Here is a 15,293-nt window from a genome sequence, read left to right as displayed (position 1 = left end):
ATCAAAAGCTTCGCATAAATTTCATCTTCATCCCCGCCTGCGCCTCATGTACGACTTTAAAAGCGTCACGTAACTGATGACGAACCAGCGAAGATAAATGCCCTGGCAGCAAATAATTACTCACCTCTACCCCTTGATTATGTTGATAACCTTGGTTCGATAACCGCATATGGGCGATAAACTCGTGGGCATCAGCCAAATTGAGCGCATCTTGTCGATTGAGAATATTCGCATCCATCAAGGCACGAATACGTTTTGCAGTATTCACTTCTTTAATGCCCGCAGACAAGGCATAAACACGGGCAATATCGTTGATCAATGCATTGCCCTTATGTTTCAAATCTATGCCTTTAACTTCGCTACCATCCCGCTCGAGTACAAATTTGCGGAAAAATCCAAGCGGCGGTGACTCCAGCAGCGAATTGCCAGTCATACCCGCGAGGAAAATATCGTTATCGCGGGTTTGAGCTAAGACTTTATCCTGTAAGGCATCAAAAAGGGTTTGTGGACCGTAAACCGATCGCATATCGAAGAAGATGCTGGCGTGCATTAACGCCTTAGGCTCAGGCGTTATGACCCATTTTTCAAATACCTGTTGCCACTGTTTGAGTGACATCCGCCATTGGGGATTTTGCGCCATAATATTGCCGGGACAAAATTCATAACCGCATTGGTCAAGCCCTGCGCACACGGCATGGGTTAAGGCATCAAAATAACCTTTAGCAAAATCATCCATCTCTTCTGCGACTAACAAGCCATTATCTTGATCTGAACACGCAGCCTGATCTTGTCGTCCCTGCGAGCCAAATGCCAACCAGCAAAAGGCCATGGGCGGTTCACCGAGTAATTGCTGATTGAGCACAATTAATCGCCGCGTCAGCGCATCGGTGACAGAGGTTAACACTCGGCCAATTTCTTCAGCTCTGGCATCGGCACTAATAAGATTTTGCAGCAATAGGGGAATTTGCTTACTGACGCCAATTAAACTGGCAAGATCCTGCTGCCGTTCAATCTCACCAATCAACAGTAGCGGTTGTGAGCCCTGCCCGCGCAAGATGTCAGTACTGGTCACCATACCGATAGCTTTATCTTGATCGATAATAGGTAAGTGATGAATGTTATGCTCGCTCATCAGCAGCATAGCTTCAAAAATCAATGCATTGGAGGAAATCGAGATAGGTGAAACCGTCATGGCTTGATGCACAGCAACGCCGCCATCAAGCCCTGCTGCTAACACGCGATTACGCAAATCCTTATCGGTTAAGATGCCAACCAATTTATGATTATCCGTCACCAATAAGGACGATACTCGGCGATTTCGCATCAAGAGTGCCGCCTGAGTCACGCTAGCTTTGGCATCAATAACGATGGGAGTGGAAGACATTAACGTGCTGATCCGACTTGTGGTCGTCAGATCCTTTGCCTTAAAGCGGGCCTCATGGCGTAAACGCTTTGCGAAGGCGCGGGTAAAAAACTTATCGAAGTGACGACTCTCACTCCTAAGACTATCAAATAAGGCTTGGGGCAGATGATAAACTAGACCATCTTCAAGAATAGCGACTTTATTAACGACTTTTTCCCCTGATAACAAAGTAGAAAAGCCAAAAAACTCACCCTCGCCCACTCTATCCACCAACACGCCGTCAGGATCGCGCACCTCAAAGGCGCCGCTACGCACCATATACAACTTAGGCGAATTCGCGTCGAAATTAACATAACCAGAGGCTTTGCTGTAATACCCAACAGTAACAGCCTTAGCGCAGCGCACGACTACATCCTCAGGCAGAGCATCAAAGGGCACAAGTCCCTGTAGAAATTGCACTACGGGTTGTAACTCACTGGCATTCATAGGCAACACCTTCTTTAGGCGAATTTTTACTGAGATGTCATCACTATAGCCTGCATTGTCGCTACGCTACATTCGACTAAAGTCAGCCGCAAGCATAATAAAGTGACTCCCCACAGAGTCATAAAGGCAGGCCAAAAGAGGCAATAAAAAAAGAGCGCCGAAGCGCTCTCTTGTGTTGATACTCACCATTACGCAGTAAGATTAGTGGCTGCTTGCTTCACCCGAACCTTTAGGGAAACGAATCGACTCGACCATCTCTTGTACATGATGTGGCGTTGCGGCCGTTACTCGGCTCACTATCGCTGCCACACCGAAGTTCACCAGCATGCCTACCATACCAATACCTTCTGGTGAAATACCCAGGAACCAGTTAGCAGCTATGTTAGCTGTTGGATCAACAAACTTGAAGTAGACGATGTATGCTGTAGTAAACGTTAAGCCCGTTAACATACCGGCAATCGCGCCTTCTTTATTCATCGTCTTAGAGAAAATCCCCATAGTGATAGCAGGGAACAGTGAGGAAGCCGCTAACCCGAAGGCGAATGCCACCACTGCCGCCACAAAACCAGGAGGGTTCACCCCAAAGTAACCCGCAATCACGATGCCAATACCTGCCGCCAAGCGAGCATATAGCAGCTCTTTTTTATCGGAAAGGTTAGGCATTAAATTCTTTTTCAATAGGTCGTGTGAAACCGACGTTGAAATCACCAATAGCAAGCCTGCAGATGTTGATAACGCAGCTGCTAAACCACCCGCCGCCACGAGGGCGATAACCCAAGCTGGTAAATTAGCGATTTCTGGCGTAGCGAGTACGATAATATCGTTATCAATCTTCATTTCATTTTTGCTAGCGGGATCTTCAATCTTACCTGACGAATAGTAAATTTTACCGTCGCCATTTTTGTCATCCCACTTAATCAAACCGGTTTTTTCCCAGTTCTTAATCCAATCTGGTGCAGACTCATAAGCCACACCTTTAGAATCGGGACCGTTAATAGTTTCAATCATGTTCACGCGGGAGAACGCTGCTAACGCAGGCACTGTGGTGTACATAATCGCAATAAAAACAAGCGACCATCCTGCAGTGATACGTGCATCCTTCACTTTAGGTACAGTGAAGAAACGCACGATAACATGGGGTAAACCCGCCGTACCCACCATCAAGGCACCCGTAATACAGAACACATCTATCATGCTCTTAGAACCGTCGGTGTAAGGTGCAAAGCCGAGCTCAACCGAAACGTTATTGAGTTTTTCTAACAAATACACACCGCTATTATTGCCAGCGGCATCCAGTAACTCAGCACCAAAACCAATTTGCGGAACTAAGTGGCCTGTCATCATCACTGAAAGGAAAATAGCCGGAACCATAAAGGCGAAAATCAGTACGCAGTATTGGGCAACCTGAGTGTAGGTAATCCCTTTCATACCACCGAGTACCGCGTAGAAGAACACGACCGCCATACCGATATATACGCCCGTATCCACATCCACTTCAAGGAAACGCGAGAACACAACACCCACGCCACGCATTTGCCCTGCAATATACGTAAAGCAAATAAAGATAGCGCAGATAACCGCGACTGTACGTGCAGCCTGTGAGTAATAACGCTCACCGACGAAATCTGGCACAGTAAACTTACCAAATTTACGTAAATACGGTGCCATACAAAGGGCAAGCAATACGTAGCCGCCCGTCCAGCCCATCAAGTACACGCTACCATCGTAACCGACGAAAGACACAATACCCGCTAACGAAATAAATGACGCCGCTGACATCCAATCTGCCGCAGTTGCCATACCGTTCACAACAGGGTGAACACCGCCGCCAGCAACATAGAACTCTTTGGTTGAACCCGCACGGGTCCAGATTGCAATCCCAATGTAGAGCGCAAATGAGAGCCCTACGATAATATATGTGAGTGTTTGAACATCCATCTCAAAGCTCCTTAGTCTTCTTGTACGTTATATTTTTTATCTAAGGCGTTGGCTTTTGCCGCGTAGACAAAGATAAGCGCAACGAATACATACATAGATCCCTGTTGTGCAAACCAGAAACCTAATTTGAATCCCATGAAATGGACTTCATTGAGTACATCAACCAATAAAATGCCGCATCCAAAAGAAACTGCCGCCCAAATGGCTAATAAGCTCAGTACGAGACGAATATTCTCGCGCCAATAACCCTTTGCCTTGTCGTTGTTTTCAAAACCCATAGTGACTCCCCTGTGCTGTTTTAATTTTAAGTCATGTTTAATCTAGCAACAGCTGGTGTGAGCACAATCACGACTTTCGTCTAACCCGTGATTCAAAACACTGTCCGAAAATAGCGAATAGAAACAAATTCAAGGAGTTAACAATGATATTACATTTTGATGCGGTTTTAACTTTTTTAACAGGTTAGACCAATGTCGAACAAGAATGAGTGGGATGTGAATGGAGAAAGAGGACTTGCAACCCATAAATAGAAATAACTTATTGTCTGAACTAGGGAAATTAGAAATTTAAATGACCTTTAATACGGCTCTAGACTGGCTAAAAATCAGATGATTTAAGATTTTTAGCCTAGATTATTGAGAGTTTTAATCATGAGTTTCTCAATCAATTAGAGACGTTAAATCTTTCATCAAACCTAGGTCAGCCCAATTGCTTACCGTTTCATTTCATCATGTTATTTCGTCAAAATGTTAGGGTTTGACTCACAGTCACCTTGCAGGTTTACAACAAAAAATAACCCAGCCTATGCTGGGTTACTCAATCTACCTTGAGGAAACGTGACTAAGCGTTACTCGCAACAAGCAACTTTCATCGCATGATACATCGCGCGCCGTCCGTCTATAAAATGCCGTTACTTCGCAGCTAAAAACTTCACTAACGCCGCCAATTCTTCTGCGGTATGTGCGGTTGAGGTCAGCATATAACGGCCATTAACCAGTAATGACGGTACCCCCTTGATCCCAGCAAGCTCAGCTTGAGAGTCATAATTCATTAGGGTGAATTTAGCATCGACGGAATTCATCGCGGCATCTACATCATCCACCCTAGCGCCTTGGGCAATGAAAAAGGCTTTTACTTGCTCAAGGGTGGTAAATTGCTCACCTTTCTCATGAATTTGCTTAAAAATGGCACCATGGGTTTGCTTAGTCATCTTTAATTTTTGCGCCATATAATAGGCAAACTGGCTCAATTCCCAAGCGGGACGACCTGCACCAACGGGGGTACGCTCAAAGGCCACATCTTTGCCAAGCAGCTTTACTGTCGACTCAATGAGCGGTTCTTGCTTATAACAATGTGTACAGTTATAAGAAAAAAACTCCCGCAGCACTGGCTTTTGCGTTTCGGTAATGCCCGCCACAGTGACATAATCCTTGCCTTCCTCGAAACTTGCAGCCTGCAGGGCAAAGCTGGCACTCAGCATTAATCCGCACGCAAATACTGCTATAGGTCGAACTCGATTAAACACGCTCATTATATTGTCTCTTTTTATTCGCCATTTGTTTAAATAAGGATTACACATTTGCTCAAGCAAACTTGGAACCCAAAGATAACCTAAAAGTTCGACTTTTACCTTTAACAGTAATGAACCTTTCTCAACATGCCGCTAGCATATCCAGCGGCGAAACATACTGATATCGAAAGCCTAAATCTGTGACAATCGCGTCAGCTTGGATGACTTTACTCGGCATAGATTGTTGATTAAATTCTGGCGCGACTAAACCTAGAGATTCGGCAGCAGCTTGATAAAACTCAGCTTTAGTCGGATGTGAAGGTGCGCAAAGATTATAAATCGGCGCCACTGATAATCCAGAATGAGTTGCCGCGAGAATGGCGCTAACGGCGCGCACACAGTCGCTAAGATGGACTAAATTTACCGCGACATTCGCTCCACTCACATCGGTTTTTCCAGCAAGAAAACGCCCAGGATGACGTTTAGGACCGACGAGTCCAGCAAAACGAACGATACAGGTATGGGGCAATGCTTGAAATAAAGCTTCAGCATCTAACAGCACTTGGCTATCGCTTGATTCTGTCATCGCATCGGCTTCTGTCATCAATTTATCTTGGGTCGGATATACGCCCGTAGTGCTGATAAACACAATCCGCTGATATTGCCAGCCTTGAGTTAATGCGATGAGTTGTTGTAATTCTTCAAGATAAGCGGCATTACCACGCTTTAGCCGTGGAGGAATATTGACCACCAGATAATCAGTCTGAAATAAACCGCTTAACGCCTGAGCATCGGGGGCAGATGATGCTTCGTGGCCCAATTGCAGCGGATAGGCTTCAATCCCGACTTCAGTTAATACCGATAATTCTTCGGCACTGCGCTTACAGCCAGTGACTCGATAGCCTTCATGGACAAGTTGCTTTGCCAAAGCAAAACCAAACCAACCACAACCGACCAAAGCAACACTGGATTTTACTGCGCTGTTTTCTGCTTTTACATTCGCCATATTAGCCCTAAGGGAATCACATCAGCGGATAGAATACGGAACTTAGCGCATAAGATTCAAGCTTGTAGCGAACTAAAATAAAAACTAATCCCTTTATCGACTTGTAAGGTACGAATAGCACCCTCGGACAACTCTTCCGCCTTGATGGCTTTTTGTACTGTCACGCCTTCATTACTTAAAAAACGCAGCGATGGCTCACTACCATCCTCTTTGCAGGCCCACACTTGGGGTTGACTCACATCTTTAGTCGTCATCATGACTTTTGCGATACAGCCATCGGAGAGTTTCACTATGGTTCCTGGTGGATAAATACCGAGAATTTTAACCAAAATAGCGATTAAAGATTCGGCATGTTTAGTGGCCCGATTCTTAAACAAATAACCTAAAGCGACTTGAGGGGAGGATATTTGTTGACCACTGAGCTGTTGATCGTAGTCATTTGCCAAACTCACGATCTGCGTAATTATAGGAATTTTATGATCAGTTAACCCATCAGGGAAACCTGAACCGTCAATAAACTCATGGTGGTGTAGCACAATGTGGAGTACTTCTTTAGGGAATAATCCGGAACGATTGAGCATGTCATAGGCGAAATTAGGGTGCATTTGCAGATAATTTGACTCATGAGGTGTTAAGGCTCCGCGCTTACGGCGAATAACATCAGGTACCTTAAGTTTTCCAATATCATGTAACAAACTACCAAGAGCAATATCACGCAGTTCCCTTGGGCTTAAATCCAGTGCATGACCCATCATCATTGCTAATACTGCCACAGAGACCCCGTGCTGGGTCACACTGACATCGTTATCATCCATTCCAACCAAAGTGAGGAAAGGTTTTTCAACTTCCTGTAGATGGCTGAGCAAGTCTTCTACCAGTGCCGCCGATAATCGATAGGCACCTTCGGGATCACTGGCTATCTTGCCAAATACATTTCGGCAGTTATTTACATTCTCAAGGAAACGCTTTTGGCTTAAACGTATCGCCTTACGGGTATCGGCCTTAAGATCTCGCTCAGGTGGAACTTCAATTTCATCTTCAACATCCTCATCTTCCCTAACAGTCTCCGAGCCGGGATTCAATTCAGATAACAAAAAAACATAGGGAACGCCTAAGCCACGGATCATTTCGATTTGAGCGGCACTGCTAATATCAACACGGTTAAATAAAAAAGGGTGGTTCGTCCATGACAAAGGCAACTTGACTCTCATGCCAAGTTGAATTTCTGACAGTAACAACTTTTTTTGAGGTACTTTTGCCACGCAATATGACTCCTTTCAAATGTAATGTGGATATAAACAGATGGCCTCATCTGCGTATCCAACAGGGCACATTTAAGCTAAGTACATATAACTATAGATGATTCAAAGCATTCAATGGAGAAATAAGGTAAAAATCCTTATCAAACTGAGGGATAGAACACATCGTCATGTGCCCCACCGCTCAGATCTAAATAAAGTTATTATATAACAATACGATAAAAACTAAGGCTGAAGTTCTTTAGCTTCTTCTTTTGGCCAATCACGGAGGTAATAACTGAGTCGCTTCGATTTAATAAGATAAATGCTCGACCAAAACAACATTAAAGCATCTAAAGCAAGACTCCAATGAAACAGAAATTGGCCATGGATCAACCGCTGACCCAACAAGACGCCATCAATAATCAACAGCAACCACAACCCCCATTTTAAATGCACAAAAAACGGTCTTAACCATTGAGGCGAACGGCGACGTTCAGCAATCACCACAAGATAAATCAAAACCGCGCCAAGTCCCGCCCCGAGTGCTAGCAAAAAATCTGACTTTTCAGGGTAAAAAATCCGCACTAACTCAGAACGATCACCCATCTGAGTCAGCGAGGCGATAAAAATACACCAACCACGCGCGAGATAAGCCAAAAGCGCATATAAAAAGATGGGCGGTTTAATGTGGCCTTTATCATCGAGCCAAGTGATGTGACTAAAATTCAAATAGGTTTCCAATCAGCAAAATCTAAAACAGCATATCAAGGAGATGGTGCCAATCGCGGTTAATTCAATAGCCAAAGCAGATAATCTTTCCGCACCTTGATTATTTTCAGACAAAAAAAATAGCGCCTTGGGCCAGGCACTATTTAATATCGGCTATTCGGCGGTATTCACCCCTCGATACAAGGCTGCAGCCGCTACAGCCAGCATTGAATCAACATCAAGCCAACGCTCTCTCAAATGACGCCAATCAAGCGTTCGCGGCGAGAAGGGCTAACAGCTCGTCTTCATCCATCACTTTAACACCAAGCTCCTGCGCTTTAGCCAGTTTTGAACCTGCCGCCTCACCTGCCACTAAACAATCGGTATTTTTGGAGACACTGCCTGCCACTTTCGCCCCCAGCGCCTGCAACTGCGCTTTAGCATCATTGCGATTGAGCTGATTTAAGGTGCCAGTCAATACCCAAGTTTGGCCTTTAAGCGGCTGTGCATCTGCACTAGGTGCTTCAATGGCAGGCCAATGAACACCTGCAGCAACTAAAGCATCAATAACTTCAAGGTTATGGGGCTGGGCAAAAAAATGGGCCACATGCTGGGCAACGACAGCACCAACATCTTCCACTTCGGTTAACTGCTCCACAGTTGCCACACGCAGCGTATCTAGACTGGCAAAGTGCGCCGCCAGGTTTGCTGCCGTCGCCTCGCCCACTTCGCGAATACCTAAGCCATATAAGAAACGCGCGAGAGTGGTCGTTTTGGCCGCTTCAATCGCGGCAGCTAAATTGGTTGCCGACTTCATCCCCATGCGGTCAAGCATAGTCATCATAGAAGCGGTGAGCTTAAACAGATCCGCAGGACTTTGAACTAACTCTTTATCAATCAATTGCTCAACGACTTTGTCGCCCATACCATCGATATCTAAAGCCTTGCGGGATGCAAAATGCTTAATCGCTTCTTTACGCTGCGCTTCGCAGAATAAACCACCGCTACAGCGAGCCACAGCCTCACCTTCTAGGCGCTCGACTAAACTGCCACACACAGGGCAATTATGCGGAAATACAATGTCTGTCGCCGTTTCAGGGCGTCTTTCGGGCACTATGGCAACAATTTGTGGGATCACATCGCCAGCGCGGCGGATGATCACAGTGTCACCGACCTTAATGCCTAAACGGGCAATTTCATCGGCATTGTGCAGCGTTGCATTTGATACCGTCACGCCACCAACAAACACTGGCTTTAAGCGCGCCACTGGCGTCACGGCACCTGTGCGGCCCACTTGAAAATCAACGCCTTCAAGTTGGGTCATTTCTTCCTGTGCGGGGAACTTATAGGCAATCGCCCAGCGGGGAGATTTAGCCACAAAGCCTAAACGTTGCTGCTGGGCAATGTCGTTAACTTTCATCACGACGCCATCAATTTCAAAGGCTAAATCGCCGCGACGGCTGAGAATGTCTTTGTAGTAATCATAGACTTGGCTTAGTTCAGCGCAGACTTTAATTTCACTACTTACGGGTAAACCCCACGACTTAAGCTGTTGCAACTGTTCAAAATGGGTTTTAGCTAACGGATGGGAGTCGGGCTCAACAACACCAAGCGCATAGGCATAAAAAGCCAATGAACGGGCAGCAGTAATTTTACTGTCGAGTTGTCGCAAGCTACCGGCTGCTGCGTTACGCGGATTAACAAAAAGTTTTTCATCTTTGGCGCGCGCCCTGTCATTCAAAGCTTCAAAAGCGGCTTTTGGCATAAAAGCCTCACCGCGCACTTCAACGACCTCGGGAAAATCATTACCACGTAATTTAAGCGGGATCGATTTAATAGTTTTCACATTTTCAGTGATGTCTTCACCCACTGAACCATCGCCACGCGTCGCCGCACGCTCGAGCACACCATGGCGATACAAAATACTCACGGCAAGGCCATCGAGTTTAGGCTCACAACAAAAGCTCACCTCACCCACTTTATCGGTGACACGCTTATGGAAAGCACTGAAATCCGCCTCATCGAAGGCGTTATCTAGGCTCAACATAGGCTTAAGGTGCGTGATTTGATCAAATTTGGCGAGCGCTAATCCGCCCACCCTTTGAGTCGGTGAATCAGCGACAATCAAATGGGGATACAAGGCTTCTAACTTGAGTAAACGCTGCATCAACCTGTCGTACTCAGAATCGGTAATGCTCGGTGCATCGTCTACATAGTAACGAATGTTGTGCTCGTTCAGCGATTGGCTGAGCGCCTGCATCACCTGCGATGCGTTTTCTGGGGTGACGTCTTTAGACAGAAGTGTATCGAGTTGAATGTCTTGCATATTCTTTATCCAGAATTCTTTAGATCACAAAAAGTAGATCACAAAAAATGAGGCCGCAATCGCGGCCTCATCAATCTATTAACCGCCAAGTTGCGGCGTCGGCTTAAGCGTTAGCGCGAATGCGGTGTAAATAATCTTGCTTCGTGAACTCACCCCAAGGTTGGCGTTGTCCGTCAAGCACGACCGCATCGATATCATCCGCGAGTTGACGCGCCGAGTTAAGCATAATCGAGAAATTCATTAGGGCGTCACCGTAGCAAGGCAAAGTCATGAAAAACACCACACCTTGGGTACTGAACTGCTCCATATTATCCGGATCAAACACGCCAGGCTTTAGCATATTCGCTATCGAAAACAATACTTTACCATTGCCAGCATTATCCACATGGCGATGGAAAATATTCATATCGCCATATTTAAAATTCAAGGTTAAGAAACAAGGTAGCAATTCGGCGCCGTTAAGCTGTAGACCCTCTTTAGCGACCACGTGTAATACCAGTACGTCGCGTGGTTCACCTAACTCATCTTCAGCGGCTTGTTCGACAACCTCTTCTTGATAGCTATCTTCTTTATATTCATTTTCGTCAAACAAGGCCGTTTGCTGTGGAGCTGCACTACGTAACGCATGTTCCTGCTCAGCCGCTTTTTGCGCGACGATAGCCGCATGGGATTGACCCATTGGCGGAGTTTGCGTGCTCGCTTGAGTGTTCAAAACGGGCTCTTGACGCGAGACTTTCGGGCCACGGTGTTGCTCTTTTGCCACGGGTGGCTGCAAGCTAAAATCAGGCTGAGCTGTCACAGGCTCGTGTTTAGGGCCAACTTTCAACTCTGGTTTAAATTCTGTTGATTTAAACTCTTGTGGTTTAAATTCAGGCTTAGGTTCTAGCTTTACTTCCTGCTTCAAATAAGGATTGGCCGCAGGAGTTTCGTTGTTGGGTGCAAGTTCACCGGCTTTGCGCACGCGTACGGCGCCAATACCATCGGCATCAAACCCTTCTGAATCGATCCGCTTCGGACTCGGCTCACCTTTCTCAGCCTGTTTCTTATAAAAGTTGCTCATTGGGCTATCTTTCAATGATTTAGGCTGTTGTCTTCTGATAGACCAAAATCCATGCACCAGCACAGCAACTATGGCTATGGCGCCTAAAACGAACAATACTAGTTGCAAATCTTCCATTGGTTACCCTGTCTTTCTTCTAGTTATCCAGCGTCAGCCATCGCCACCGCTTGCTCTATGTCTACCGCAACTATACGAGACACACCGGGCTCGTGCATAGTCACGCCAATAAGTTGATCCGCCATTTCCATGGTTATTTTGTTATGGCTGATATAAATAAACTGTACGCTCTGTGACATTTCTTTTAGCAATCGACAGAAGCGTTCTACGTTGGCATCGTCTAATGGCGCATCCACTTCATCTAACATACAGAAGGGAGCAGGATTCAGCCTAAAAATGGCGAATACCAATGATAAAGCGGTTAATGCTTTTTCACCACCCGAAAGAAGATGGATTGTGCTGTTCTTCTTCCCCGGTGGTTGGGCCATGATAGTCACGCCCGTTTCTAGCAAATCGTCGTCAGTTAACGCTAAATAAGCTCGGCCGCCACCGAACACTTTCGGAAATAAGCGTCCGAGATCTTCGTTGACTGAGTCAAATGTCGTCTTAAAGCGGCTTCGGGTTTCCTTATCTATTTTACGGATCGCTTCCTCTAAGGTTGCAAGCCCTTTATTTAAATCGTCATCTTGATGATCAAGATAAGATTTTCGCTCACTTTGCTGTTCAAATTCTTCGATCGCCGCAAGGTTAATAGCACCTAAACGAACAATTTTCTGCCGTATTTGATCTAAATCACTCTGCCACTTGTCTGGCATCCCCTCTGCAGGCAAGTTTCCAAGGATTTCAGACAGAATGATTTGCTGTTCCTGTAAGGCTTCAAGCTGACTATTCGCTTGGCCTTTTATTCCTTCACGACGTAACTTTAACGTGCTCAGGCTTTGAGTCAAGTCCTCAAGCTTACCAAGCTCTTGTTTTTGCTTTATTCCTATACGGTTTAATGTGTCTGTGAGCACACTTTGCTGCTGACGAACCTCTTTTAAGCCCTGTTGTTGCTCATGTTGTTGCTTTAGTAACTGCGTTAACTGTTCAGTCAGCTGCACACTATTTTGCACCCCACTCAATTGGGCAACTTTGGCAAGTTCTGTTAACACAGACTCGCGGGAGTGGATGAGTTCATTGACACGCACTTGCTGTAATTCAATTTGCTCCGTGCTCACGGCCATGCGCATCGTCACGGCTTGCAAACCCGTCGAAGTGGCTGATAATTGACGTTCTACCTCAGTAATATGCCCTTTTAATGCTTGATGGCGCACACTATCTGCCTGTGTGTCTTGGATGAGTTGCCGCTGAATATCTTCACTAGCCTGCAGCGTCTCATCGAGCTCCATTTCTTGTTCTGCTAATAATTCGCATTGCTCGCTTAAGCGTTCAATATCAATCAAACTCGTACTTAAAGCCGCGTCGAGTTTACTTTGCTGTTCGACGCGCGCCTTCACTTGCTCGATTAAACCACTAAGCTGCATCGACTTAGTCGCTTTGTCTAACTGCAATTGATGTAATTTTTGCGCGCCATCGGTCAGTTGCAGTCTTTGTTGCTGCAAAATAGCCGCAAGATCTGTCATCTTGTCTTGCCGAATCTGCAGGGATTGTTGCAAATCGAGGATATTTTGCGCTAACTGAGCTTGCTCTTTACTGAGTTGCACCAGTGACTGGGCGCCCTCTGTTTTCGTGATTAAAAAACCTTGTCCCAGTAGATAACCGTCGGCAGTGACAATCCGTTGATCGGATGTTAGCTGTGGCAGCAGTTCTTTCGCTGCATGGATATCCTTTGCCCACTTAAGCCCCGCTAACCAAGGGGCGAGATTCACCTTAGCCTGTAAAAATTCACTTTGGCTTGATTGTGACGCTAACGCTTGAAACCCCATTTCAGTTTCAGTGACGCCAACGGGCAAGGTCAACAAGCCATTTAGGGCGAGTTCCGCCGCTGTTTCCCAACCATTTTCAACGGTTAAACTCTGCCATAACTGCGGTTTATCACTCTGCTGTTCTTGCTTAGTCAACCACTGTTCAACCAGCTCATGGCGCGCTTTAGTCGCGGTTAATTGCTGCTGAATGTGCTCAGCGCTATGACGGGCTTCATCTAAAGCTTGCGTACTTGCACTTACACTTTGTTCTTGCTGATGATTAATTTCATTTTGCAGTGTGAGCGCATCATCCAAAGACTCAATATCTTGCTGCAATGGTGTAATACTCGATGCGAGATCACCGTCCATTAACGCCGAAAGTTGCGCCTGCTGCTCACGACTTTGCTGCTGTTTGTGTTGCAGTAATTGCTGCTGATGCGCTAACTGGCTGCGACGTAGTTCAAGCTGCAACTTATGCTGAGAAACATCCGCTGCCTGTTGGCGCGCCACTTCGGCCTGCTGCTGACTACGTTCTATGCTCATTTCCCATTGGGATTGCAGCTCATCCATGAGCTCTTGTTGCTCATCATGCTGTGGCCCAAGTTTGGCAAGCTCAAGCTCCAACGCGCTAAGACTCGCTTTATAGCCGTTAAGCTTGTCGGTATTTTGTTGGATCTGCTCTTTGACTTGCGCCAACTGGGTTTCGAGCTGGGCGTCGCGCTGCTTTTGATTCTGTAGCTGTTGCTCTAACTTAGCGATTTCAGTACCAGTCAGATAATAGGCTTCAACGGCTCGCTGCTCTTGCTCCGCCAGTTGCGCGAGTTGCACTTGCAGTTCAGTGGTTTGTAATTCATCGGTTTGCGCGAGTGACTGCGCCGCCGCTTGCTGCACTTCAATAGCACTTATCTGCTCAGATAGGCTCGCCATCTGAGCTTGCAACTCTTGATAGCGCATCACAAGGAGTTCAGCATGGGTCTTACGCTCGGCCTGTTTAAGCTCACGATATTGTTTAGCGGCTTTAGCCTGCTGCGCGAGTTTATCTAACTGCTTACCGAGTTCACTGCGAATATCGCCCAAACGCTCGAGGTTTTCGCGGGTATGGCGAATACGGTTTTCAGTTTCGCGCCGACGCTCTTTATAGCGGGAAATCCCAGCGGCTTCCTCAATAAAGGTGCGCAAGTCTTGGGGTTTAGATTCAATCAGGCGGGAAATAGTGCCTTGCTCGATAATGGCATAACTTCGCGGGCCAAGACCTGTGCCCATAAACAAGTCGGTAATGTCTTTACGACGACACTTTTGACCATTGAGAAAATACCAAGACTCACCGTCGCGGCTCACCTGACGCTTAACGGCGATTTCTTCATAACTGGCATACTGACCAGCGAGGCGACCCTCTTTGTTTTCAAAAATAAGTTCAACACCCGCCACAGACACAGGTTTTCGCGCGCTTGAACCGTTAAATATCACATCGGCCATAGAATCACCGCGTAGGTGCTTCGCCGAGCTTTCACCGAGCACCCAACGCACGGCATCGATCACGTTCGATTTGCCGCAGCCATTTGGGCCAATAATGGCGGTTAATGCCTGTAAAAAAGGAATTTTCGTGGGATCGACAAACGACTTAAAGCCGGCAAGTTTTATCTGTTTTAATCTCATGGTGCCAGTTAGCGCGTCTCTGAAGTCTGGCCCGAAAATGAGCCAAGCGGTGCAAATGCATTTATCGGCCAACTTTAACAAAGCAGGCAGCATTTTGT

At 46.3% G+C, this 15,293-nt stretch carries 10 protein-coding genes; all 10 read right to left on the bottom strand.

The annotated features are described in order from the left end of the window. Position 1 precedes the first annotated feature (1 nt). Positions 2-1,849 carry a DUF294 nucleotidyltransferase-like domain-containing protein gene (locus HQQ92_RS07020; RefSeq protein ID WP_173244173.1) on the bottom strand — a complete coding sequence of 616 codons (1,848 nt, stop codon included), beginning with the start codon at positions 1,847-1,849 and terminating at the stop codon, positions 2-4. 201 nt (positions 1,850-2,050) lie between these two features. Next, positions 2,051-3,787: a sodium:solute symporter family protein gene (locus tag HQQ92_RS07015; protein WP_173244170.1), complete on the bottom strand. Its 1,737-nt coding sequence runs from the start codon at positions 3,785-3,787 to the stop codon at positions 2,051-2,053. Between the two features lie 11 nt (positions 3,788-3,798). Beyond that, complete coding sequence (locus HQQ92_RS07010; RefSeq protein ID WP_006082142.1) at positions 3,799-4,065, bottom strand: DUF4212 domain-containing protein; 267 nt, start codon at positions 4,063-4,065, stop codon at positions 3,799-3,801. A gap of 632 nt (positions 4,066-4,697) precedes the next feature. Further along, complete coding sequence (locus HQQ92_RS07005; RefSeq protein WP_173244167.1) at positions 4,698-5,318, bottom strand: thiol:disulfide interchange protein DsbA/DsbL; 621 nt, start codon at positions 5,316-5,318, stop codon at positions 4,698-4,700. 121 nt (positions 5,319-5,439) lie between these two features. Next, complete coding sequence (locus tag HQQ92_RS07000; RefSeq protein WP_173244164.1) at positions 5,440-6,303, bottom strand: NAD(P)-binding domain-containing protein; 864 nt, start codon at positions 6,301-6,303, stop codon at positions 5,440-5,442. 56 nt (positions 6,304-6,359) lie between these two features. Beyond that, entirely contained in the window at positions 6,360-7,565 is a 1,206-nt protein-coding gene (locus tag HQQ92_RS06995; protein ID WP_173244162.1) for an HD-GYP domain-containing protein, read from the bottom strand. Positions 7,566-7,787: 222 nt separating this feature from the next. Further along, positions 7,788-8,273: a DUF2919 domain-containing protein gene (locus HQQ92_RS06990; RefSeq protein ID WP_028760959.1), complete on the bottom strand. Its 486-nt coding sequence runs from the start codon at positions 8,271-8,273 to the stop codon at positions 7,788-7,790. Positions 8,274-8,520: 247 nt separating this feature from the next. Next, positions 8,521-10,578, bottom strand: coding sequence for an NAD-dependent DNA ligase LigA (gene ligA, locus HQQ92_RS06985; RefSeq protein ID WP_028760960.1), 2,058 nt, complete (start codon positions 10,576-10,578; stop codon positions 8,521-8,523). A gap of 103 nt (positions 10,579-10,681) precedes the next feature. Beyond that, positions 10,682-11,755 carry a cell division protein ZipA gene (gene zipA, locus HQQ92_RS06980; protein WP_028760961.1) on the bottom strand — a complete coding sequence of 358 codons (1,074 nt, stop codon included), beginning with the start codon at positions 11,753-11,755 and terminating at the stop codon, positions 10,682-10,684. 23 nt (positions 11,756-11,778) lie between these two features. Further along, the gene (locus HQQ92_RS06975; RefSeq protein ID WP_028760962.1) at positions 11,779-15,195 is read right to left on the bottom strand and encodes a chromosome segregation protein SMC; all 3,417 of its coding nucleotides are present in this window, start codon (positions 15,193-15,195) and stop codon (positions 11,779-11,781) included. Positions 15,196-15,293 lie beyond the last annotated feature (98 nt).

This window comes from Shewanella sp. DC2-4 (genome assembly GCF_013248875.1).
Lineage (GTDB): Bacteria > Pseudomonadota > Gammaproteobacteria > Enterobacterales > Shewanellaceae > Shewanella > Shewanella oncorhynchi.
Note: the sequence above shows the minus strand (reverse complement) of the source record. Positions and strands in the feature narration are given on the sequence as shown.

Coding starts and splice junctions, on each gene's coding strand:
- HQQ92_RS07020 (WP_173244173.1), bottom strand. CDS start 1,849: ATGAATGCCAGTGAGTTACAACCCGTAGTGCAATTTCTACAGGGACTT.
- HQQ92_RS07015 (WP_173244170.1), bottom strand. CDS start 3,787: ATGGATGTTCAAACACTCACATATATTATCGTAGGGCTCTCATTTGCG.
- HQQ92_RS07010 (WP_006082142.1), bottom strand. CDS start 4,065: ATGGGTTTTGAAAACAACGACAAGGCAAAGGGTTATTGGCGCGAGAAT.
- HQQ92_RS07005 (WP_173244167.1), bottom strand. CDS start 5,318: ATGAGCGTGTTTAATCGAGTTCGACCTATAGCAGTATTTGCGTGCGGA.
- HQQ92_RS07000 (WP_173244164.1), bottom strand. CDS start 6,303: ATGGCGAATGTAAAAGCAGAAAACAGCGCAGTAAAATCCAGTGTTGCT.
- ligA (WP_028760960.1), bottom strand. CDS start 10,578: ATGCAAGACATTCAACTCGATACACTTCTGTCTAAAGACGTCACCCCA.
- zipA (WP_028760961.1), bottom strand. CDS start 11,755: ATGGAAGATTTGCAACTAGTATTGTTCGTTTTAGGCGCCATAGCCATA.
- HQQ92_RS06975 (WP_028760962.1), bottom strand. CDS start 15,195: ATGAGATTAAAACAGATAAAACTTGCCGGCTTTAAGTCGTTTGTCGAT.